The 21,842-nt window shown below is 35.0% G+C and carries 27 protein-coding genes; 1 reads left to right on the top strand and 26 read right to left on the bottom strand.

Annotated features, from left to right (window positions below):
* Positions 1-36 precede the first annotated feature (36 nt).
* From AB447_RS11355 to AB447_RS11260, 24 genes are all read right to left on the bottom strand, one after another.
* A complete protein-coding gene (locus AB447_RS11355; RefSeq protein ID WP_048354026.1) occupies positions 37-756 on the bottom strand; it encodes a hypothetical protein in 720 nt (239 codons plus the stop codon).
* On the bottom strand, positions 753-1,283 hold the full coding sequence (locus AB447_RS11350) for a hypothetical protein (RefSeq protein WP_046132687.1): 531 nt from the start codon (positions 1,281-1,283) through the stop codon (positions 753-755). Before AB447_RS11350 ends, AB447_RS11355 begins: the two co-directional genes overlap by 4 nt.
* A complete protein-coding gene (locus AB447_RS11345; RefSeq protein WP_048354027.1) occupies positions 1,280-1,939 on the bottom strand; it encodes a hypothetical protein in 660 nt (219 codons plus the stop codon). Before AB447_RS11345 ends, AB447_RS11350 begins: the two co-directional genes overlap by 4 nt.
* Entirely contained in the window at positions 1,926-2,168 is a 243-nt protein-coding gene (locus AB447_RS11340) for a hypothetical protein (RefSeq protein WP_006640197.1), read from the bottom strand. Before AB447_RS11340 ends, AB447_RS11345 begins: the two co-directional genes overlap by 14 nt.
* Positions 2,165-2,563: a hypothetical protein gene (locus tag AB447_RS11335; protein ID WP_006640196.1), complete on the bottom strand. Its 399-nt coding sequence runs from the start codon at positions 2,561-2,563 to the stop codon at positions 2,165-2,167. The genes AB447_RS11340 and AB447_RS11335 overlap by 4 nt, the downstream gene beginning before the upstream one ends.
* Before the next feature lie 11 nt (positions 2,564-2,574).
* A complete protein-coding gene (locus AB447_RS11330; protein ID WP_006640195.1) occupies positions 2,575-3,045 on the bottom strand; it encodes a hypothetical protein in 471 nt (156 codons plus the stop codon).
* Between the two features lie 40 nt (positions 3,046-3,085).
* A complete protein-coding gene (locus tag AB447_RS11325; RefSeq protein WP_048354028.1) occupies positions 3,086-4,102 on the bottom strand; it encodes a hypothetical protein in 1,017 nt (338 codons plus the stop codon).
* Between the two features lie 44 nt (positions 4,103-4,146).
* Entirely contained in the window at positions 4,147-4,749 is a 603-nt protein-coding gene (locus tag AB447_RS11320) for a hypothetical protein (RefSeq protein ID WP_048354029.1), read from the bottom strand.
* A gap of 23 nt (positions 4,750-4,772) precedes the next feature.
* On the bottom strand, positions 4,773-6,212 hold the full coding sequence (locus AB447_RS11315) for a coiled-coil domain-containing protein (protein ID WP_048354030.1): 1,440 nt from the start codon (positions 6,210-6,212) through the stop codon (positions 4,773-4,775).
* Between the two features lie 34 nt (positions 6,213-6,246).
* On the bottom strand, positions 6,247-7,767 hold the full coding sequence (locus tag AB447_RS11310; protein ID WP_048354031.1) for a hypothetical protein: 1,521 nt from the start codon (positions 7,765-7,767) through the stop codon (positions 6,247-6,249).
* 17 nt (positions 7,768-7,784) lie between these two features.
* Positions 7,785-9,554 (bottom strand): terminase large subunit domain-containing protein, encoded by a 1,770-nt coding sequence (locus AB447_RS11305; RefSeq protein WP_048354032.1) that lies wholly within the window; start codon positions 9,552-9,554, stop codon positions 7,785-7,787.
* Positions 9,538-10,470 (bottom strand): hypothetical protein, encoded by a 933-nt coding sequence (locus AB447_RS11300; protein WP_048354033.1) that lies wholly within the window; start codon positions 10,468-10,470, stop codon positions 9,538-9,540. Before AB447_RS11300 ends, AB447_RS11305 begins: the two co-directional genes overlap by 17 nt.
* A 112-nt stretch (positions 10,471-10,582) precedes the next feature.
* Positions 10,583-10,921 (bottom strand): hypothetical protein, encoded by a 339-nt coding sequence (locus AB447_RS26810; RefSeq protein WP_241494769.1) that lies wholly within the window; start codon positions 10,919-10,921, stop codon positions 10,583-10,585.
* Positions 10,922-10,984: 63 nt separating this feature from the next.
* On the bottom strand, positions 10,985-11,173 hold the full coding sequence (locus tag AB447_RS26805) for a hypothetical protein (RefSeq protein ID WP_241494768.1): 189 nt from the start codon (positions 11,171-11,173) through the stop codon (positions 10,985-10,987).
* 37 nt (positions 11,174-11,210) lie between these two features.
* Positions 11,211-11,342 carry a hypothetical protein gene (locus tag AB447_RS27240; RefSeq protein WP_258320549.1) on the bottom strand — a complete coding sequence of 44 codons (132 nt, stop codon included), beginning with the start codon at positions 11,340-11,342 and terminating at the stop codon, positions 11,211-11,213.
* Between the two features lie 98 nt (positions 11,343-11,440).
* Positions 11,441-11,593: a hypothetical protein gene (locus AB447_RS26250; RefSeq protein WP_006640186.1), complete on the bottom strand. Its 153-nt coding sequence runs from the start codon at positions 11,591-11,593 to the stop codon at positions 11,441-11,443.
* A 19-nt stretch (positions 11,594-11,612) separates the two neighbouring features.
* Entirely contained in the window at positions 11,613-12,830 is a 1,218-nt protein-coding gene (locus AB447_RS11290; protein ID WP_048354034.1) for a hypothetical protein, read from the bottom strand.
* A 12-nt stretch (positions 12,831-12,842) separates the two neighbouring features.
* Positions 12,843-13,046 carry a YonK family protein gene (locus tag AB447_RS11285; RefSeq protein ID WP_021837902.1) on the bottom strand — a complete coding sequence of 68 codons (204 nt, stop codon included), beginning with the start codon at positions 13,044-13,046 and terminating at the stop codon, positions 12,843-12,845.
* 649 nt (positions 13,047-13,695) lie between these two features.
* Positions 13,696-14,202 (bottom strand): hypothetical protein, encoded by a 507-nt coding sequence (locus AB447_RS11280; protein ID WP_057957570.1) that lies wholly within the window; start codon positions 14,200-14,202, stop codon positions 13,696-13,698.
* Positions 14,203-14,564: 362 nt separating this feature from the next.
* The gene (locus AB447_RS26245) at positions 14,565-14,708 is read right to left on the bottom strand and encodes a hypothetical protein (protein ID WP_172796342.1); all 144 of its coding nucleotides are present in this window, start codon (positions 14,706-14,708) and stop codon (positions 14,565-14,567) included.
* Between the two features lie 20 nt (positions 14,709-14,728).
* Positions 14,729-15,004, bottom strand: a complete 276-nt coding sequence (locus tag AB447_RS11275) for an HU family DNA-binding protein (protein WP_048355942.1) — start codon at positions 15,002-15,004, stop codon at positions 14,729-14,731.
* A 105-nt stretch (positions 15,005-15,109) separates the two neighbouring features.
* Complete coding sequence (locus tag AB447_RS11270) at positions 15,110-15,910, bottom strand: hypothetical protein (RefSeq protein WP_048355941.1); 801 nt, start codon at positions 15,908-15,910, stop codon at positions 15,110-15,112.
* Positions 15,907-18,681 carry a hypothetical protein gene (locus AB447_RS11265; RefSeq protein WP_048355940.1) on the bottom strand — a complete coding sequence of 925 codons (2,775 nt, stop codon included), beginning with the start codon at positions 18,679-18,681 and terminating at the stop codon, positions 15,907-15,909. Before AB447_RS11265 ends, AB447_RS11270 begins: the two co-directional genes overlap by 4 nt.
* Positions 18,682-18,720: 39 nt before the next feature.
* Positions 18,721-19,161 (bottom strand): hypothetical protein, encoded by a 441-nt coding sequence (locus tag AB447_RS11260; protein WP_048355939.1) that lies wholly within the window; start codon positions 19,159-19,161, stop codon positions 18,721-18,723.
* Positions 19,162-19,576: 415 nt separating this feature from the next.
* Between AB447_RS11260 and AB447_RS11255 the strand changes: the two genes are divergently transcribed.
* Positions 19,577-19,936 (top strand): YolC/YozM family protein, encoded by a 360-nt coding sequence (locus AB447_RS11255; RefSeq protein ID WP_048355938.1) that lies wholly within the window; start codon positions 19,577-19,579, stop codon positions 19,934-19,936.
* 28 nt (positions 19,937-19,964) lie between these two features.
* Here the strand turns inward: AB447_RS11255 and AB447_RS11250 are convergent, their stop codons facing one another.
* Positions 19,965-20,579: a hypothetical protein gene (locus AB447_RS11250; protein WP_048355937.1), complete on the bottom strand. Its 615-nt coding sequence runs from the start codon at positions 20,577-20,579 to the stop codon at positions 19,965-19,967.
* A gap of 492 nt (positions 20,580-21,071) precedes the next feature.
* A partial coding sequence (locus tag AB447_RS11245) for a hypothetical protein (protein ID WP_206555223.1) occupies positions 21,072-21,842 on the bottom strand: 771 nt, incomplete at its 5' end.

Raw genomic sequence — 21,842 nt, 5'->3', positions numbered from 1 at the left:
CTCCTTGAATTTAAATAAAAAAAGACTGATGATTAATCAGCCTTGAAACAACCTTTTTAAGTTTTTGACTTGTTCATCTGTCAGTGCATGACTCTCTTCTTTAAAGAGGTCAACATGTTCACTCCAGTGTTTAATATTTTTACCTGCTTCAGGGGATACTGTTGCAAATAAAATAGATGTATCGTAATCCTTGATCCTATCAATGCGATAAAAGGTCATATACATTTGATACATTGTCATCTCTGCAATTTCTTTGTATGGGACACCTGTAAAGGCCATAATTGAACTAATCATGTCATACACTTCAAGCAGCTCTTGTTCTTGTCTTTTTAACCTTTTGCTTTGCTCGATTCTTCGTTGAACTTCTGGATTTGGACTAATCTTTTCTTCTTTGAGACAGTGCATTTCTATAATGAGTTTTCTTATTGAAATGAAATTATCTCGATCAATTAATTCAAATATATCCTCATTCTGGAAGACCTTTTGGAACACTTCAGAATAAGCCTCATTGAAATTTGGTAATTGATTAACGATATCAAAAAGAGGCAGCTTCTTCATTTCTTCAATAAGCTCGTTTAATTCACCGTTTTTATTAAGCTGGCTATATCTATAAACAATCTCATTTTTGCTCATCTTTATTAAGTTCAGGTATGCCGCATAGTCGTTGTAATCCTTCATTTTGAGGAAATGGCACTTACCAATAGGAGTGTCAACGGGGATACCTAAGATAAATAGTTCTTGAGAATTTTCGTTCATTTCATTGCTCCGAATGTGAAAATCATTTTATAACCCAAATACCCAGCAGGTGGGTTTCCGATCAGCATTCTTTTAGGAGCCATAGCCTTTCCGAAGCCAGCGATATTTTTATTGAAAAGAAGCTCAGATAACCTGTCCAAAATTTTTAAAGATCTAAATTCATTTTCTTCATATGTCTCAATATGAGTGTAGACATCAATATGAAGGTCTTGATCCATAAGCAAATAGCTTTGATTCGAGGGCTTTGATAAGCCACTTCCCAAATACATGCATACTCTACAGATTGGTGATTCAGTAATGTCATCGGTTTTGGGAGCTCTTTTGAAGATTGTCTTGAAAATAGGGGGGATAATGCGGACTTTTCCATCTTCTTCAACAGTTGTTTCGACTTCATAGCCTTCTAAGTCCTGAACATCAGGGAGGTCAGGGGAGAGGGGGTTGTCCTTATAATACAGAAGCCTGTTGAGCTCAGAATCATTAATCAATGTTCTGAAAATCTTGGTCATGTGTTCAACCATATTGCTCATGCACTACCATCACCTCTGACTTTCTTTTTAGCAATTAATTTTATTGTGCCGTGATCTCCATAAACCTTAGAGTAATCAATGTCATTAACAAGATAATCCTCACCAAAGAAAGAGAGGAGGAGCCCAATTTTAATTTTGTCGTTATTTACATTTGGAATTGTGATGTTCGCTTGGCCGTCAGGGAGGTTCACAGCAAGGTCAGTCCCATTTATAGATGTGGATCGTTCAAAAATGCAGGGGATTTCAATAACCTCTCCAGGCACTTTAACTTTGATTGGTTTTCCAGTAACTTCGCTTATCTTGTCTGAATCAATCCATTTGTCATTAGCGGTGATCTTTATTGAGGAGTTGCACAGTCTAATTTCTGCTTTTTTATAAATTTTATTAAAGCTTGGGAATGTACTGATTAACCATTGCTCAGTACCCCATTTAACAACTCCTCCAATATAGATATCTTCGGGCAGTCCAAGAATGTATTTAGTCATTCCATCACCATTGGAATACTTCGAGGTAATCAAACACTGTATCGATTCTTTCCCGTCAATTGATACAGTCTCGGATTGAAATCCTTTTAGACCAGCCTGAAAAATCAATTTTCCATCATGTTCAATTTTTTTATTAGCATCAATCTGATAATAATTTCTAAAGTCCTTCATTTAAATCACCGGATAGGTATTGACCTAATCTTACGATTTCAGCACTCACGTCCAAAATGATTTCACGAATTTCAGCCAGTTCTGCATCAGCAAGCATTTTCTTATTTAGATGTTGCTCTACTTTATAAAGAACTGAGTTGTTTTTCTTGCTTAATCTTACGCAGTGCTCTTGTAATGAGAAAGGTGCTTGTCCTTCATCAAAGGGTTGAAAAACACTTTTATTGCTCATAAATAGTCCACCTCTGTATTCATAATGAGGCGATCAATTTCTGCTTTTTGCTCTTCGATAGACTTTCCTAATGAATTGATTTGTGTACCATAGTTAGTAACGCCAACGTCTTTTGCAAATGGCTGCCATGTTGTCTGGAAAAAAGTCTGTTCATTAGTTAAAAAAATTAGACGTAAATAATGAACGAGAATCAATAAATCATCCTCGTTCATTACTCTATTTACCGTTTCGGTTTCATCGTTACACTTTATTTTTTTGTCGCGAAGTCGATTGTTGAATCGAAGAACTGCATTCCTTATAGACTTATAAATTAGCGTTTCGTCTGTGGGTAAATTGATATCAGACGTTTTGCAGTTTAGCAAGAAAAACTCCCAAATTTCATCATAAGAAGTCATTATTGAACCTCCTAGTCAAAAAGCAAGGAAGGATCTTCGACACCCATCCATTCAGCTAATGCTTTAAGTTTCCCAGCAGGAATATCATCACTGAATTCAGAGGCAACATCAATAACAAACTGTTTTTCCGAGTCAACTGTTATCTTTTCAAGTTTACTTTTCATTTGTGCAATGTTACCTGTTTTGATCATTTTTGTGATTTCTTCTTTTGTGTGGGTGTTATTTGAATATGTCTCTGCATCAACAATAGATTCTTTAAGTTCTTTTGTTGAGTCATCTTCATCGACAATAACCAATTCACCTTTATCAAAGCAGACGCTGTTCATTGTCAACCATTCAACGACCTCTTTTGGCACTTCTTTAATGTCAGCCTTACCGTTTTTGCTTCCTGCCCAGGTGTATTGTTTATGTGTGCCATCTCCAGTGTCTCCAACAAAATAAGAAGTGTTTCTATATCGAGCCAATTTAACTGTTTCAGCCATTTCTTCCTCCTAATAAATCCTTATTGTTATATTTAAATCCTTAAATAGATACTGCTGCTTGCTCCTCGATAATTCCAATTGCCTCACCAAACAGAAGGTTGACAGAAGCAGATTGAGCAATTTTCATTTTGACTCTTTCGTCTTCGATATCCTGTTCTGTATATTGGCGAAGTCCACCATACTCAACAATTGAAAATGGTTTTTGTGATACACCACCAGCAAACATGTAACCTTTATTTACAGGAAGTTCAACTTTTGAGTTAGTTGCATCAGTAAATGGGTTTATGAGGTTTACTGCAGTGGTTCTTCCAATTGTAGCAGGGTTTAAGGCAGTCAAAAGTTCATTTTTAATGCCATCAGTTAGAAGGTTTTTATATGTAGAATCTGTAGATTGTTGGAAAGCAAAGTAATCAATGAGTAGGGAATCGGCGATGAATACCGGTCTACCTCCATAACGTTGAAGAACAGAGGCAACTTCACTGTATTTTTTTAGTGTTAGGTTTGAACCAACAGAAACGTTTTTTGGTGGGATTTTTCCTTTAGCAATGGCAGCCGCAGTTAATTGATGAATATTATCCAAATACAAACGAACTTTTGCATTGGCAATATCATTAACTAATTTGTTGAAGTACTCAACAGAATCAGTTACAAGATCAAGTGGCTCGTAGTAAAAACCAGTAGATAGGGTTTGAGGAACAGCAGGTACATTCTCCCGACCTTCAACTCGAACCAGATCTACGCCTGATCCACTAGCAGACCAAATCACTTTTGCTTTGTTTTTCTTAGGGATTCTGATTAGTTTTAGATTCCCAGGCTTCTCTTGTTCGAGATTTGCAAATAGCGAAAGAAGATTCGTTACCATCGGTTTTGCGATCTCATCAGCTTGTTGAACAACAAGTGTATTAAACTGATGCAACATGGAAGGATCAGGAGTAACAGTTCCATCACCAAATACTTTTTTAATATAAGTTTCGATATCTGATTTATCTGTGGCTTTCATTTTATTGTTAACCACACGGCTGAATAAGCCTTTAATTTTCACAGTGTCAAGTTTCATATAATGTACTCCTTTTCAAATAAGTGTTTGTTCAAATTTATGTATTAATCACCAATGTCTACGGCTTTAGTTTGAGTTTCTACACTTGTTCCTGGGACTAATCCTGTTTCTGATCCTGTGATTACTTCGAGACGTACGAGCTTTTGTCCCATTGTGTATTGGAGATCATCCTCGCTGTTTACAACAAGGAATTTAGCAGAAGAGTCTGCAAAGTCAGCATGTGGTGAAGCGGGGTCACTTAAAATGTATTTTTCAGTTTTAATATCAAAGTGAGCCACTTGTCCTCGTTTAACTTCTTTGACGCCTTCATTCAAAGAAAAAGCAGAAACATCAAAACGTGTGTATCCTGGTTCCAAAATAACGATACGAGCATGTTCACCTTTAGCATTATAGAAATCAGTCAAGGACTCGCCTAAATAACGAACTTCTGGAGCTGCAATTAAATAAGCTCTGTGCTTTTTGTCGGAAAGTTTTTTTACAATGCGGTTTCCTTCTTCATCAAAACCTAGTTCCACAAGCATAAAGTTATCGATATCTGATCCAGACACCTTAGCACCGTGAGCAAGAGTTTTGATTTTTAATGAATTCAAGTTACCAGTAGTGTGGGTGCCTACCTCTGTTAGGGCAGTTTGTAGTCTAGTAGCCATTTATAAATCCTCCATTTTATTTTTTAAGATGAATATCGTGATTCAAATGAATCGTCATCTTTTAGTAATTTTTCACGTTTGCTGGACATCTCTCTAATAAAAATTCTATCTTGATCAGTTGCATGATCTACAAGATCAACCAACATTGAATTCAATTGAAGAACTGCTTTATCGGTTTCTTCGTTTTCTTTAGCAGATGCCAGAATAAGATTTTGAACTTCTTCAGTTTCAAATTTTTCTTCAGCATTGAGAGCTTCAAATTTAGATTTATAGAATTCTTTCTTTTCTTGGATTCTTTTTTCGAACTCTGCTTTTTCATGTTTTTCTTTGAACGGTTTTAGCTCTTCTACAGCAGAATTTAACTGAACGAGTTTTTCGCTTGCTGCATTAAACTGCTCTTCAAGCTTAGCTTTACTCTCCTTGATTTCATTAAATTGCTCGGAGAGCTCTGAAATTTTTTTGTTTTTCTCATTCAGTTGACTTTGGATATCTTCGGGGACAACTTCTTCCCAATTTCTTTTTAAGAAGACTTCAGTTTTAGAGTCCAAATCAATTGTCAAAGTATCCCCATTTTTGGTGTAGTTAACTTTGTAATATTTGTCGTAAGAATTATCTTCAGACCAGCTATAAATGTTTACAATAAAGTATGTATCATACACATCAGCAATATATGATTCCTCGTTTGATTCAAGAGTTGGATCAAGCTGATTATAGATAAGTGATCTTATGTCTGAATGTGATAATTCAAAAACCTTTTTGAATTTATCCACTTTTTCACCTTCCTTTTGTTTTTCTTGAATAGCGGCTTGTGCTACTAATTTCTCAAATTTTTGCATCTCATTAAAGCTCACCAATCGAGAGGAATCGTAAGCGGGGAGGACGACATCGTATTCACCACGCTTTTCAGAGTTCAAGATTGCGTGACCTTCTAAATAAATGGGCGTTTCAATGTACTCAATTCCATCTTTAACAGAGTAATTTGAATATAGAATTTCACAGCTTGTGTTTATATTGATGCCCCGCGAATACCATTCCAACAAAAGTTCACATGCATCACTGAATCGCGAACTCCATAAAACTGCATCTGCGGCCAAAACTTCTTTTTTCCCTTCTGCGGTATCGATCTCCATAATGTATCCTTCAGAAGTAAACACTCCGATTGGGGTAGTATCTGTCTTAACTTCAAGTTCACCGTGTTTATCAGTGCCTAAATATGCTTCATGCGATCCAAGAGCGTCAGTAGCTGTATTGATTCCTTCAACCTCATGATATTTTGCAACAATAGGCTTATTGATAATTGTAGGGGAGGCGTCCAAGGCAACTTCCTTAGAAATCACTGTATTGTTATGAGATGTCTCAAAGTCAAAAATGATAAAAGTGCAGGGGAGTTTTGTGGGATCATCTGTTTTCTTTATCTCATTAAGCTGCAATTGAAAAATTTTTTTCTTTTGTTCTTTGGTCAAACGTTTCTTCACCTCCTTTCAAAACACGCTCAAATTATTCTGGTAGAATGTTTCCATTTGATGTTGCAGATTTAATAGTGTTTTCATTAGTGCTCTCATCTACAACAGGGTGTCCAACTTCATTGCCTGTATATGTATAGGATGTTTGATAAGGCCTTATCTTATCTTGAAGATTTAACTCATCTGTTTCATATAAAGTTTGTTCCAAATAACTTTCCCATGATACGCCTGCAATGTTGTCGATAACATGTTTAATTGACCATCCTTTATCATTAAGCTTAATGAGAATGTCCATCTTTTCTTTAAGAGTTAAAGGCTTATCTTTGTCATAGTTCATGTAATAATTATCTTTTTGACCTGCAGGAAGGATAAGGTTAAAGAGTTTTTGATATACTTCTTGTTCAACTTCCTCCATTAAGACGCCAATTCTTTTGTAAAAGGTATCTAAGTTTAATGAGGACGTTGCATAGTTGCCACCCTCACCATTTAACAGAGAACCTGATAAACCATAAGCGGATTGTATGTCACTGTTGATATGATCAAACTTCGCTCCGTCTAATCCATCAGCTTTCACATCTGGGAATGCTAAACTTGCAAAGTCGGGGATTGAAACAACTGTAACCCCATCTTTATTGTTTTTTTCTAAAGCAGTTTTAACTCCAGAGTGTACTTTTTGTTTTACTGCCTTTGGAAGTTTAAGGTTTGTGTATTCACCTTTTCCCTTATCAGTCCCGATAGTTAAAACCGCAACTGCATTAATGATTTTATTAGCAATTGCCCTTTCAACATCTTTGAGTTTCTTTTTATGTAGAACATCATACAATCCTGGTGTAACCCATGATGTACCTAATCCCTGATTTCTTTTTAATGTTCCAGTTCGAAGTGGAAATGTCCGTTCTTGAGGAAGTTCCTTGTATCTGTATTTCTCACGATCTTGAAGGAAGTTTTCATAATCGGAATTCTTAATGAAAGGGGAAAAGCTGTTTAGCAGCTCTTTTCTATAGTCCTCTTTAATGTTGCTAAAATACTCCATATCGATTAAACAAACCCAATCACCGTTTCTTCTGAAAGCTGGAAAAACATATTTAACGCTGTCGAACACAAAAGGGTAGGGGGATTTATCGTCTCCTAGCCAAATTCCAACGAGTGTTCCTGCTGCTGCAGTTTGTTTTAGCAAGTCGCGTGTTAATCTTTTATGCTTTACTCTATGGAGGGCTTTATTTAAAAGGGATATGTGTTTATCAGAGGACTTACTTTTCGTAAAGGAATCAATTTTATAATTCAAAGTGGGGAGGGCTTCAATTAACTCAAATAGTTGATGAATCTCAGCGGTTGAAATATAGAAATATTGAGCAAGATCTTCTATCTCTTCCTGAAATTCATCAGGATCAGAAAAATATTCTTTTAACTGCTTTGCATCTACTTCGCTTATAATACCTTGAGAAAATAAGTTAGAAACAAAGCCAGATGCAAAAGTAGACACATAGGTGCTGTAATCGTTCAGCAGCTTTTTGTACTCCTCCGATTCAATATCGATTTTTTTAATATCAGTCATACTTCACCTCATTTCTTTTAAAAGTAGACAAGGTCATCATCAATGTCATATTCTGTTTGTTTGTTGAGTTTTCGTTCTAAAAGGGTAGCAACATAATTCCCATAAGCCACGGAGCTATATCTGTCTTTTCGTTTGCTCTTAGGTTCTTTTAGCTTGATTTGTCCGTTATCACTGTATTCAGCTTCAAGGTTTATCATTTCATTGATCAACAAGGTGATTTGAACATAAGATGAGACAAATTTGGCCTTGGTTTCTTCTGGTAAGGCTTCGTATCCCTTGAATCGCTTCAAATACTCTCGACCTTCATTTTCATTTATAGGGATTTTAATTTTTCCTCGTTTAAATCCGTCTTTAAGAAGAACTGCAATCTCACTATTTAACTGAGCGTTACCTTTTATGCTGTAAATGAGTTTTTCGGCATTTTGATACGTGCAACGTTCAGCCATTTTTTCGTCATTGATACAAGAGAGTGGTTCATATTCTTTAGCTCTTTCTTTATCATATAGAGGCTGACAAAGAGCATCATATACACCTAGACCAATGCTTTGAGTATCTAGAACAATATAGTCACATGCATAATCTTCAAATAATTGTCTTATCCTTGTTGCTTGTGAACCTGTGTGTCCACCAACTATGCTCTCCATATAAACAATGTGTCTATCATAACCATTCGAATTTGGAATTAATCTAAAAATAGTGTAAACACTGGCGTCATTATCTTTACCAGCCATGCCAGCAATGTCGTTGCTAATTAACCTTACTTCACCAGGTTTTTTATTTTCAAATTTAAAATTTGAATCTTTAATGAGGTCATAATAATCAGGTGGAAATAGGGGAGAGGCGAGTTTTCGATTTTTTTCGAGATCTTCAAATTTAAAATAAGCTTTTTCTGATTCTCCAAACCACAATGCTTCCATTTCCATTGACCAGCCAATTGGGTCAAAGTCCTCTTCAGACATTTCGTCTTTTACTTGATCTTTATCAAGCAATCCTTCTTTAATGGCAATTTGATAAGGAAGACCACATACAAAATATTTTGATCCTTTCATCATTGCATTAAAATAGGTGACAAATCTATTATATGACCAGTGAACCTTATACCAACAGGATGATAAGTAAATTTCTTTGTTTCGTTCTTTTAGATGAGCATATTCTTCTTTTTCAAGATATTTTGGAGACCTTGGAGCGGTAAGAAACTTTCTCAATACTTTGCTGATGATCTCAAAATCGACCATTCTGAACTCGTCCACAATCAAAAGGTTTGCACGTTTTGAGCGAGCTCCGTCGTTTGATGCAACAATTTTAATCCAACTACCATTATGGAATTCAACCCTTGCGTCATTAGTTGAAGTTTTTAAGTCCTCAATTTCTCGTCTTAAATTCTGAGACTCTTTTCGCAAATCATCAATCTTTTCAATAACTTCTCTTGCTTGTCCTTTAGTTCCTGAAGCAATGACTATCTTTGTGCCAGGAAATAGTATGGCTTGAACACAGCAGTACACCGACGTTAACCAAGTTTTACCCTGTCCACGACTAGCTAAATACATAAAATAATGGTTATGTACCATCATGTAAATCAAAATACATTGAAATAGTTTAAGGGTTATCCCTAAGTATTCTTTTACAAAACGATGGGGATTTGCTCGATAAAAAGAAGCCCAAGCACCAATACCATCCATTAGTCTTTCAGATTTAGATTTCTTGTTGAAGTTCCTGCCTTTATTGAAGAGGTTAATACCTCTGCTGTGTTTTTTACGATCTGTTGTGAAGTTACTGTATGAGGCCATTTTCTGTTACCTCGTCTTCTTCGTCATCTACAGGCTCTTCAACAGTGTGCTTTTGCATTTCGCTCCAATATTCCTCTGAATACTCATTCTTGATACCAAGCATCCTCGATAAGTGACCTAAGAAAAATACTTTTATGTACTTACCGATCTTATCAGGATCTTTCCAGCGAGGCTCAGGTTCTGGAATTGGCCTTTCGTTTTCATATTTCTTTATTAATGTTCCGAAGGTCTCTTGCTCAACGCCACTAGCCCCTGATTCTTGAACCGGCTTCAAATTACTTGAACCCAATAAGTCTTGGAGTGTTTTTTGTTGCTGATCGACTTTCTCTCCATTTTCACGGCGCTTACGAATATCCAACATTGTAAGACAGATTTGATTTATAAGCAGTTCCATTCCTTTAGAATCGCACTCATACCGATTTGTAAAATCAATATACTCATTTTGAAGCCACAAATAGTCCTCAACCGATAAACCGCGTCCCCAAAATTGAATAAACTCCTCAATATCTTCTGGAGTTACATCTTCATTACTTTTAGCGAGCAGCATTTTTGTAGTATGTTCTTGATCATCTTTAAAATCATATTCACTGTCTGACCAGTTTTTAGAGATGAAATCTTTCATCCCAATGTTTTTCATGTAAACACCAAAAACATTGGCATCGCCATTCTTAGATTTTGTTTTAGCTTCCTCAATTGAAGCTGTCCAAATATCATAAATAAAAGGACGATCAATCATGCGTAAAATATTTTGCACATGTTTTAAGTTTTCAGGATCTTTTTTGTATTCAGTTTGAAGACATGTCTTGCAAACTGTCAGCTTCCCAGTAGCAGCAGTAAATAATGATTCAGACTTGTAAAACTGAGTTGGTACTTGAACTTTCCCACAGCAAGAGCACATAATTTTTTGAGTAGCCATTAATTCACCTCCAATTGTACAAAACAAAATAAAAAACACGTTTTATAAAACGCCCAGCAATAGGAAGGAGGGGTGCAACCTTCAATCATCACTGGGCGTTCTAAAAAGGTGTTTAAACTAAAGAAGAGAGGACATCATCATGATGAAATCCTCCCTTAATTTCAATACCTTGTCTCTTAATTTGTTGTAACTGTTCTTTTGAAACAGTGCAATCAAGATAGACTCCGTTTGGAAATGTTTTACCTTTTAAGTCATTAACTGAGAATATAGTGCAGTTAATCCCTTTTTCCCTTGCAAGTCTGCTTTCATAAATTATTGTGTTGACACCTACAATAACTGGGATACCATTTTCTTGTGATAGTCTAAGAAGCAAAGTTGTTTTACCTTTTCCTCGATCAGAATCGCCAACAATAACAAGTTTAGAAGTTGTGTTGCGAAACCTTCTTTGCAATTCTTGGTCTACATCATTAAAACTGACATATTGCAAACTATCAGAGTTTGAGATAATTTTTCCTTAAGCTGCAATGCTACCATACCCTGATTCAATGCTAAATTTTTGCTGGTTTCTATCAACTCCCATATATTCATGCATTTTGCCTAAGACTTTGCTAATCTCCTGATCACATCTATAGCCGGACTGTTTCAATTTAATAAGTTGCTCTAAATGCCTGTTCATCAGTTCAATTTCTTCTGTTTTATCCATCTTCATCATCCTCATCTGTATAAAATTAAAGATTTATTCAGATACACTTAATATTTTTAAACAAACCTTCTTTTGTTTTATCTGCATCCAATGTTCCATTTACTTTTAAATTAAGGGCTACAGGTCGGTTCCCAGCCAACTTTTCAATTAAAAACCTTCTTAGTTTCATTTAAATCCTCCTAAAGTTTTTTCTCAAATCAAACTATGTATGTATCTTCAATATCTTCATCATTATATACGATTAATTTTGAGAAAGGCTTTATCATTCTAATGCTTAAAAGGAATAGCATTGTCGTAGTAAAACTTTTTTACAAGGGGTTGAATCCTCTCTAACTCATTTAACGTAAAACCGTGTTTTTCACACTCTTTACAAATCAATGTTACTAAATTATTAAAAGCTGATTCTCTTTCATTGCTCATGTTTACAACTCCTTTTAATCTAATTTAATATGTAATCATACTGAATAACCCGGCCTTTACCAGACTCATAAATTGAAAGGTTAGCTCCAGCTTTAGCACCCGCCATTAGACCGTCACTATACTCGTCAGAACCCATTACAGAAGGGAGTTGAATAACTTGAATATTATGCGTGGCTGCTTCACCTACGGTAAGCATGTTTCCGTGGTGGAAGTGGGATACATATAAGTAATCATAGAATTTTCGCTTCAACTGTGAAATGTCACGAATAGCGTTCTTTTTATTTTTTAATTGGTGACCATGACAAGCTGCAATTTCAAACTCCAGTAATTTGAAGTCTACGATAGCTTCATCTTGAAGCGGAACTTCAATTCGCTCATTGTCTTTAAGCATGTCATGAATATATGTGGCAATGATACGCTCAACATCCTCTTTAGGCATTTCCAAACGACTTGAATTATGTAATCTTAACTCTGTATGGTTAGCAGAAGGGATATGTATGTACTTGATCTTTACGTATTTAGAAAGTTCTTTAAGCCACTCAACCTTATAACGTGAGTATTTGATAACTTGATCAATGAAACCGTACTGCAAAGCCGTCAGTTGAGATACCCGTAATGCCATTCCTTCAACACTGTCAGCACCATTTAGTACGACCAATTCATCTAGGCTTTCTTTTTTTATGTATTCAATAGTCTCAGAGAGAATTTGGTTCATACGTTCAAGATAAATTTGCTCGTTGTATTCATTGTTGTAACTTTTAAATTGTTTACCAAAGTGTTCATCACCAAAGCCGAGGACAGCAGCTCTTTTTTTCTCGTTCTTTTCCAGTGCTTGAAATAAGGGAGGGGGAAGAGTGCCGTTTTCTTTGATTGCTTGGGATACATTTTCGTAAAGGAGTTCTGTTCTGCCTTTTATTCGTGTTTCCTTATGAAATTCATGTTTAACGGCCTGAAGTTTCTTTCGTTCTTCCATAACTTCAAGCTTTTTAATTTCTAATTCGATCAAGGCAGCATTTGAATCTGCTGATTTTTCTTTTTGGTATTCAACGCCTTCAATGAAGTTTTTGAACCATTTCCTATAAGCGGATTCTCCTTTATTTTCACCAGTTTCTTTGTTAATAAGCTCCTTAATTTCTTCCCAGTTTAAATCGTAAACATCTTTATTGGAGCAAATTCTAATTTTCCATTCTTTTAAATTCTCATCAGGGCGGCGCTTCGTTTGAATAGGATCGATCATTCAATCACCATCCTACTCAGCTTCTTTAACAGGAAGCTCATTCTCTTCCTTGATCGTGATTGACACGTTTTTCCCATTAAACTCATATAATCGTTCTTTTAAATCATATGTGTATTCATCTTCTTTTGTTTGTTCAGTTATTTCCATTGAATCCATATCTAAAAAACCTTTTAAATTCACTTGATTAACTTTTTTACTTGATCTGCCTTTTGCCATATAAATTTTTCCTCCTTGTTCTCCTTTTAATTGATATATAAACTTAAATAAATTCCTTCGGAAGTCCGATGATCCGACAGCATCGGCCAATCCGAAAAGAGGGGATGGAGGGGAATAATAAGAAATGAATAAATCGGATAGGTGTTGAGGGAAAACACCCGAAGGAATTTACAAAAAATAAAAGCCCCATCTCACCTACATAAGTAGCTCACGTAGGAACGCAAGCCTTCGGATCGACAGGGAATGTGGCTGATTACGGGTTAGCCAAAACCTTTAAATCGGCAAAAATTTAAGTAAGCCGAAATAACAAAAGACGCCTTTATAAGACGTCTTCAGGAACTCCTTCTACACGTGGCAGATGAGCTAAAAGTGAAGCAGCAGAGAACAGAGTTAAAGTTATTTTATCGAAATATGACCACACTAAATATCTAACGTCCGTCAAATCGTAAATCACGTAAATCGTAAGCTGTTAAACGTTATCCGTTTCCCATCCTACAAATAAATGTTGTAATTTTATCGGTATTACAGTTCAGATACGCTCTAAACCAAGGCGGCTCTCTACTTCTCTGATGCTCCGTGCTGATGATTTTACATCAGCTATCAAGGTGAAATCAGTTTCACCCTCATAGCTAAGGCAAAAGCCCAGCATTTATAGATACTTTTCAGCAGCCTCAAACTCAATTTCATAGTTATGATTTGCTTTTTCAATTGCATTTGATAAGCGATTCGCCATTCTTTCAAGTTTTAATCCTTTAGATTGCATTTTTTCAGGATCAAACATTGCTTTACGATAGCTAATAACATCAGAGTAAGATGATAGTCGTTCAGTTTCTTTAGAACGGCCGTAGCTTTTAAGTCTATTAGCTTCACCTCTAAGTTGCTGAGCTAACTCAAGAGCCTCAGTAATAGACAATTCTTTTTCATCCCATACAACTTTAGCATTAAGGTTAGCTTCGGACATTAATACTACCAGATCTCGATAATCTTTTCTAGCCTCTTCCAGATCAGATGTAATTTGATCTGCACTTTTTGTAGGTTTGATGTATTCTTCGCCTTTATCATACTCAACATATGCAACACTGTCACAGAGTTCCTGAATACGTTTAGAAATAGTATTTCTTAAAGGAAGAGCCTCGAATAGTGCGATTTTTGACATTTTCTATCGACTCCTTTTTAGGAATATAGACTGATTTTAATATAATTTTGATATATTGCCAACTATTACACATTATCTCTGATAGATTATTTTTAGAAGGGGACAAGACGCATCCAATCCCCTTAAGTGCAAGCCGAAGCTGTACACCGCAATTAATTGGTGAGCTTAATTGTCCCCCATGATAAGACTGCGATGGGTTCGCCCGTCTTTATGCGCTTAGGTCTTATCGACAATATCCAGCCCGATAATAGCCACTTGCCTGTCTCCTAGAGATACAGACGATCGATCTAACCTCGATCCCTCGCAAATGACTATTATCCGACCCACTTCAAATGGAAGTGGAGGGAAAAGGAGTAATTATTCTAAGGGATTAACCCAATACTCCTCATATACTCTTCCTCTGAGGCGAAGAAAAGCTCGATCTGTTCTTTGGTAATCGTAATATTGTGCTTCTTTGCATTTTTTAATATTACTTTTTCTAAATCATCATAGTTAAACTCAATCAACAGAATAATTCTCCTTTTAATTATTGTTTGATAGCATCTTTAAGAGCTTTAGCAGCTTTAAATGCTGGTGCTTTTGTTGCTGGGATTTCAATTTCTTCCCCTGATTGAGGGTTGCGCCCCTTGCGTGCAGCACGCTCTCGCACTTCGAAACTGCCAAAACCGTGCACTTTAACTTTTTCACCATCTTTTAGAGCAGATGTGATTACATCAAATGTTGAGTCAACAACCAATTCCGCATCTTTCTTCGTTTGTCTTGTAGCCTCTGCAACTGCACCAATTAGTTCTTTTTTATTCATTCTTATTTCCTCCTAAATGTAAGTTTAATTTTATGTATCCTTCCATATAATAAAAATTTATGTATGGTTCAAAAACGCTTATATATCAAGGGTTTTAGCGTTTTTCTAAAGCGTTACATTTCGATATTTTCTTACTCTTGCCCTTGTTTTTTCTTTTGCTATAACGGATGCACAAGAAGGGCAGTATTTAGATTTGTTACTTTTAAATCTAAATGGAGTATGGCAATTAACGCATGGTTTAACTTTCTTTTGCCCAGTGTGTAGATCGTAATAAAGGCCGATGCTGTCAAACGAGCTTATTTTAATAATTGTTTCCCCACCAGGTTCAATACCATAGATAAAACTTAATTTAATGAATCCTTTGTTTCGAATCTCAACAATGTCTTTCTTGGCCAATTCTCCAATGTTTTGATGAAGCTTGTTGGCAGTTAGCGAAGTGTGAGAAGCATCTAAAAGTTCTTTGTATCTTTTGTTGTTTCCACCAAAATAGTGTTCTGTTGTATGCTCACCGTATCTGATGTGCTGAACAGTTGAATATAATTTTGCTAAGGCAAGAAGGGTAAAGCAGAGCTTTTTTTGTTGATGGCTGATATCTAAAGAATCAATAAATCGAAGTTCATTCTCGGTTATATCAATTTCATCTATATTGATTAAAATATTTTCTTTTTTTCTTGCATGATTGAGTACTGAATTAATTTTTTTGTAATATAGCACCCGGCTAAAATTCTCTATGTTTTTTTCACAGAAATCATAAAGGAGTTCTTCTCGTTTTTTAGGTTTATATCCTAATTCTTTATAATACTTGGCCAATAGCTTCAGTTCATAATTTAGGTTCTTTGAAATAAATCCATTTTCAATAATTGCTTCTGCATATTCTTTCTCTTTAAACTTAAATTTGTCTATCATAGACACACCTTTCTTAATGAATAATGTTTATTAAGGTAATTAATATCGCCATCTTGATCCAAAACAGGGAGGAAGAAACTGTCTTGTTTTCTTTTTACGTTTTCAAATATGTATTGGCCGTATAAATGCCATAGAATCTCTTTATTGGAGCTCTTCTCATCAACATAGAATAAGCGAATAAGGTAATTAACTGCTTCATAAACATTGGAGCAGATATCATTGATCTTTTGCTTGAATAATTCTAGGGAGTTTGAGAAATTGTTACATAGCTCTGCATCATAGAGATTCTTATCAGATTCATTACTTGTTCCAAATGAAAACGATTGATTAATGCTCTTCTTATGTTTTTGGTATGCCTTCATTATTTTTTTGTAACGCGATTCATCAAATTCAATAGTGTCATCCATGTAAAGCTTGTAAATCTCATAGTCAATATCCTTGTTTACAATGCTTCTTATACCAAAATCAACAGATTCAATGTATTTACATAGCCTATTCATTACACAGTCGCTTTCAATCACAGGGTTAAACCTTTCAAATAGCTTAAGGAATTCATGTTGCTCTTTTGTCTTTCGTTTTACTTTCCTTAGCTCATCAAGACTAATTCCAAACCTTTTCTTGCAAGTGATATCGTAGGTTTTGACATGTTTTTTGTACTTGTTCTTTGTGCCTTTATACAAATAAATAAAGAAGTAGGGATGTTTATCCAATAGGATTTTATTGTGAAATTCCTTTTCTAGTTTTATTTTCTCCGGATCATCTTTTTTGATCTTTTGATAATTGATCCAACGCGAAGGAATTCCTTTAACTTCTCTCCCAATTTTTGCTTTGTCAATTTGAGCACTTTGCAATTTCGTACACATTTTTACACGGTTCAATGTAGTCAAATATTCATCAGAATCAACGTCTAATTGTGAAAGAAGGGCATATCCACTCGTGCTTTTATTTGTAATCGAGCCAATGATTGAACCAAACGAAAACAGGTCTGCATTAAACAAATCTTCCTCTGTTAAAACCTTTTTAGTCGAAGTGGGAGGGGTGTATGCAACTGGTAGCTCATCTTTATAAACTCCTCTTAATACTGTTCCATTGGACGTGGTTGCAATAATGTCATAGTCAAAATCACTACCAGCCCAGTTCATTGTTTCAGATCCATGCACATTCACAATGATGCCTGTGTAATTGTATCTGTACCAATAATCCAAATCCTCATTTCGTTTTAGATTCAAAATCAAATGTTCGCTGCGATAGGTGAGGGGAGCACGCATACTGTCAACATATTTGACCCCTTTTTGATTCCAATAATTTGAGTAGTATTCACGCTTACCTAAAAGCCCTGTTACCTCTAACCCACAAACGTGCTGCATCATTGCATAGGGATCGCTAACAAGCGTCTGAAAATTTCCGTCTAAGATAATATCCCCTAAGCAGCCACGTTGGATTTTCTTTTTCATAAGGTCATATATTTTCTTTTTTATGTATTTGTCATTGATTAACTGGGGATTTACGATTAAGGACTTAACCCAATGATTTTCAGATTTCTCTAAGTAATTCATGATTTTTTCGTCTGTAATGTCAGTTCCAAGCAAGAACAGAATGGTGTAATATATGTCCCCTGAATTAACACCAGTAATCCAATTTACAAACTTCTCACATATCTTTTCAATGTCCTCGTTGTTAAGGTTCAATGTCTGCAAAAATTGATAATTCATTTTCAAAATGTCTTTATCTTTTTTAGGACTATGCAGTGATACTCCCCATTTTAAATTGTTCTTTTCGCAATTATGTTCATAAACTTCAATAGAAGGGAAGCTGTCCCAAAGTTTAAATTGGCTTTCGGTAAGGATTACATCGATGTCTCTTAAGTCAACAATTTTTGGTTTCCCATTTGCGTCCTTATATGAAGTTCTTATTCTGTAATTGCCGTTATTGACTTTTTCACAAAAATCATGAATTGGGAAGGTGTTAAGCATTCCTTTGATGAAGTTCTGTCTGATACACCATTGTGCAGGCACATAATCTAAGCCTAATTCATCTGCCCATTTTTTCGCCATTTCATAGTTTATCAAGCCTTGACCATCAAAACGGTTAAATGATTCAACAATATCTTTAACTTCGATAATGTCATCATCTTCATAATCTGTTTCAGTTACAAAGTTTACTTTTACTTTAGTGTCGCTATAATAATCAGGGACTAAACAAAACCGGGGAGCGCTAACTACTTGAGTGGCGCTGCCAGCCAATCCCTTATAAGCATTAAACTTAGAAGGGACTAGGGCTTTATTTAAATCTCTTCCGTTATCCAGGATTTCATTGAGTCTTTTGGATGTCTCTTCTTCGATAAATACGACAGTGGACACTCTTGCTTGACCTGCAGAAGAGGAGAAGCGGACAAACCGTTTGTTATTTAAGATTAATCCATTTTTATGTAAGTCTCTATAATGGCTGTTGTGATCCATTTTGATCGTTATGTATTCTGGCACGAAAAGCATCTCATTGATTTCTGATTGAATTTCTTTTAATCTTTTAGAGATTTCTTGAGAATGCTCTTGTTTTTGTAAATGTTCTTTTTCTTGTTGAAGAGCCTCAAGGTGATCATAGTCGATGAATTGATTCTTAATATCTCTTATTGACCTTAAAATTTGATTATCAAATAAGGCAATTACCTCGTTGTATTCCTGTGCTTCTTGAAAGGAAAGAGTAATGTTGTATCCAAATTCCTTTAGGCGTGAAGAATAAAATTTATATGTATAAAATTGTTGATTGTCCAATACGCACCCCTCCTTTTGTGATCTGTATTTTTAATTTGTTTAAAATTCAATCTCAGTTATGTATGTTGCAATCTGATCAAGCAAATGGTGAAGATCCTCATTACTCATATCGGATGGACAAGAAATAGATGACATATCTTCAATCCAAGGATTCCTCTTGATGATCGATTTAACGTGTTTCACTTTTTCTTCTGAAGAAAGACAAATATTATCTCCGAATTCATATTCAATCAATATTTTTAATTTATTTAATTGTCTTTTTGAAACAACAGTGTTTTCACTGGAAACAGGTTCTTTTCTAATAAACATATATTCTTTTTCACTTAATCTCTTAATCTTGTTTCTGCTGTTGCCAACAAAGGCTGCTTCCCCAATGTTGAGAGCTCGGTTTAATGCTTCTCGCTTAATGTATGTATGACCGTTTTCTTTGATTTGAATGTCTTTTGTTAATGTATATCCTTCTGTATTATGTAGTAACATGCTTCTCCTCCAAAATTTTCGATTTATTTTTCATTGAATCACACTCCTATTGAATATTCTTTAGGGCGTATAACACTAATCAACTGATCTCAATTACATACCACATCACTCCCTGCTCACTCTTCTTGTATTAATTATATACTTTTAATTTGTTTATGTCTATAAGTATTGAGCTAAATCTCTAAATTCTTCATCCAGCTCAATAATTTCAAATATACGGATAGTTCATCATTAATCTTAAAGCATAGGAAAGTGATGGGGGAGAGTAGCAATAATCCTTTCCATTATTTTTAGACAAAAATGAATGCTGCCTTGCTATCCTAGAACTTGAAAACCAGGATGAGTTTCCAATATATTGTATTGTATGATATACTTGGAGGTAGGAATATCAATATAGGGGAGAGGGAGTGGAAAGATGCAAAAGAAAATCATTGGATTTTTGGTCTTAGCTTCTTGTCTATTAACATTTAATACAGCATCTAGTGGAGCGAACTTAGATCAAAAAACCGTTGAGCAAATATTGGATAGTGCATGGGATAAGGATGAATTTGGTTTGATTAGTTATGGAATTGGAGAGACAGAACCAACTATATCAATTAGTATTGATAAAACAAAAAATGAAGCAAAACTTCGTGCATATTTAAATAAAAATTTATCTGAAGAAGCAAAAAAGAAATATGATATTGAAGTATTTAAAATGGATATTAAAGTGCTAGAAACAGAACATCAAAAGTATCTAGAGAGCTTAAAACAAGAAAAAGCAGGTCATGAGTAAGCCTGCTTTTTTACATGATTAAAAGAATTTAATCATACCATAAAGAAGCTGTCTTTATTTTAACATTTGTGCTCGAGCTTCCATCATTCACAAATTTGAAGCGATACTTCTTACCTCTTTTCATGTTGTACACATTAAAATGCATTTCACCTACCCATCCGCCCGGTAAAGAGACTTTTTGTGCTTGGCTGCCAGGCCCTCCATTTTTATCATAGACTATAATTATAGAAAATGGTTTAGCTGTACCTGATGGAGTAACAAAAAGAGTAATTGGATTTTTAAAAGCTTTACCGTAAGTTCCTCCACCAAGCCAGTAGTTATAATAAAAGTTAAAACTACCGGATTTAAATGTTTTACGAGTTACCTTAATTGGATTATCTTCAGGTTGTTCTCCCGTAAGTCTAATCATGTCTTTCAGTTCTTCCAAAGTATAAGGATGAATCTCTTCCCCATTTTCACCATAGATTTTGATTTGTTTTGCAATCTCTTCTTTTTTTGCGTCAAGATCATCTGATGTTAGAGCTTTTGTCTCAGGAGTCGATACAATTGCTGTCGCTGCCTCTACTTTGCTTGTCCCAATCAAACCAAAAAGGGAGATACATAAAATAGCTACGATTGACCAAAACGTCACATTTCTTTTCATGTAAACAGGCTCCTTTGCTCATTTTTTGACAATACCAATGTAACATAAATAGATTGTAAAAAAAAGACATATAATACAAAAAGTTTCCATGATGTTGAAAATTTCTTTTGCTGATAACCATGGCTTTTATAACCTCATACTCTCAATTCTGACAAATTCAGTGGTTTCTAAAGCGTAACTGAAATTAACTTGAAGAGAATAGGGATATTATTATTTTGGCCGGAATAGGCTGGATCAAATCAAGAATGAAACGAATTGAGGAGTTGATTGGAAAAGGAAATAAGGAAATTCCTCAAAAAGAGGTTTATCAACCAAAAACTCGATCAAGGAATGATTTAATGAAAAGTAGAGTCAGTGAAAACAAAATGCGGGACAAAAAGAAGTCATATTGATGCCTTAAAGAAATTAAAAAGGTGAATACAGTTTGGTGGAAAGAGGCAATCTTATCTGAACGCCTCTTTTTTTGCTACAATAAAAAAATGAACCAATGAATTATTTTTTATGCAAGTTCTTTTCTTCTTCCTTAAACTCACCATAAATTTCTTCAATAAAATCAATCGGAAATCTATAACCAGCATATCTTAGCAATTCTAGATAGGTTGATTTCCCTTCGAAATATCTTTTTGAATATCCTTTTCTTTTGCTTAAATTTGAAGCTAATTTAAATTTTGGATCTGCAAAAATGACTTCTTTCAATTCCCGAATTTGTTTTTCAATATCTTCACGATGTTTTTTGTCCATCTCATCTAGCTCTTCTACAGAGAACCCTTGTCTTACATTTTCAGCAATTTCATCATAATCTAGACAATCATAGTCAGGTAAATCATCTCGATCTTCATTAAAGGCATAGTTATAAAATAAGAAACCGTCTTTTACGTAAAATAGGTTTAGGCGTGAGGGTGTACTAAAATCAGCTTCATCAATTAATTTCTTATATTCATCAATCTTCATCTGCATCCGGGCTCTTATTGGCTCAGGATATCTATATTTGTATTCATTAGGGATCTCATTAGGGAAAGTGAAATCAGATTTATCTTCAAAATCATAATAATAAAACAGCAATTTGTTCTCCACATGCTTATGAAAATCTAAAAAATCTTGCTGATTTGAAATCTCAATTTTATTGTTTGCTTCATCCATTCCAATTTCAACTAGGGAAAAACACATCTCTCTTGCTAAATTCTCCAATTCTTCTTTGGTTAGAACTTTACCTTCCAATACAACAACCTCCTTATTTTCATTAAATCGGGTTAACCCCCTAAT

The organism is Bacillus glycinifermentans, assembly GCF_001042475.2.
Classification (GTDB): Bacteria; Bacillota; Bacilli; order Bacillales; family Bacillaceae; genus Bacillus; species Bacillus glycinifermentans.
This window is presented reverse-complemented; position numbering and strand designations above follow the sequence as displayed.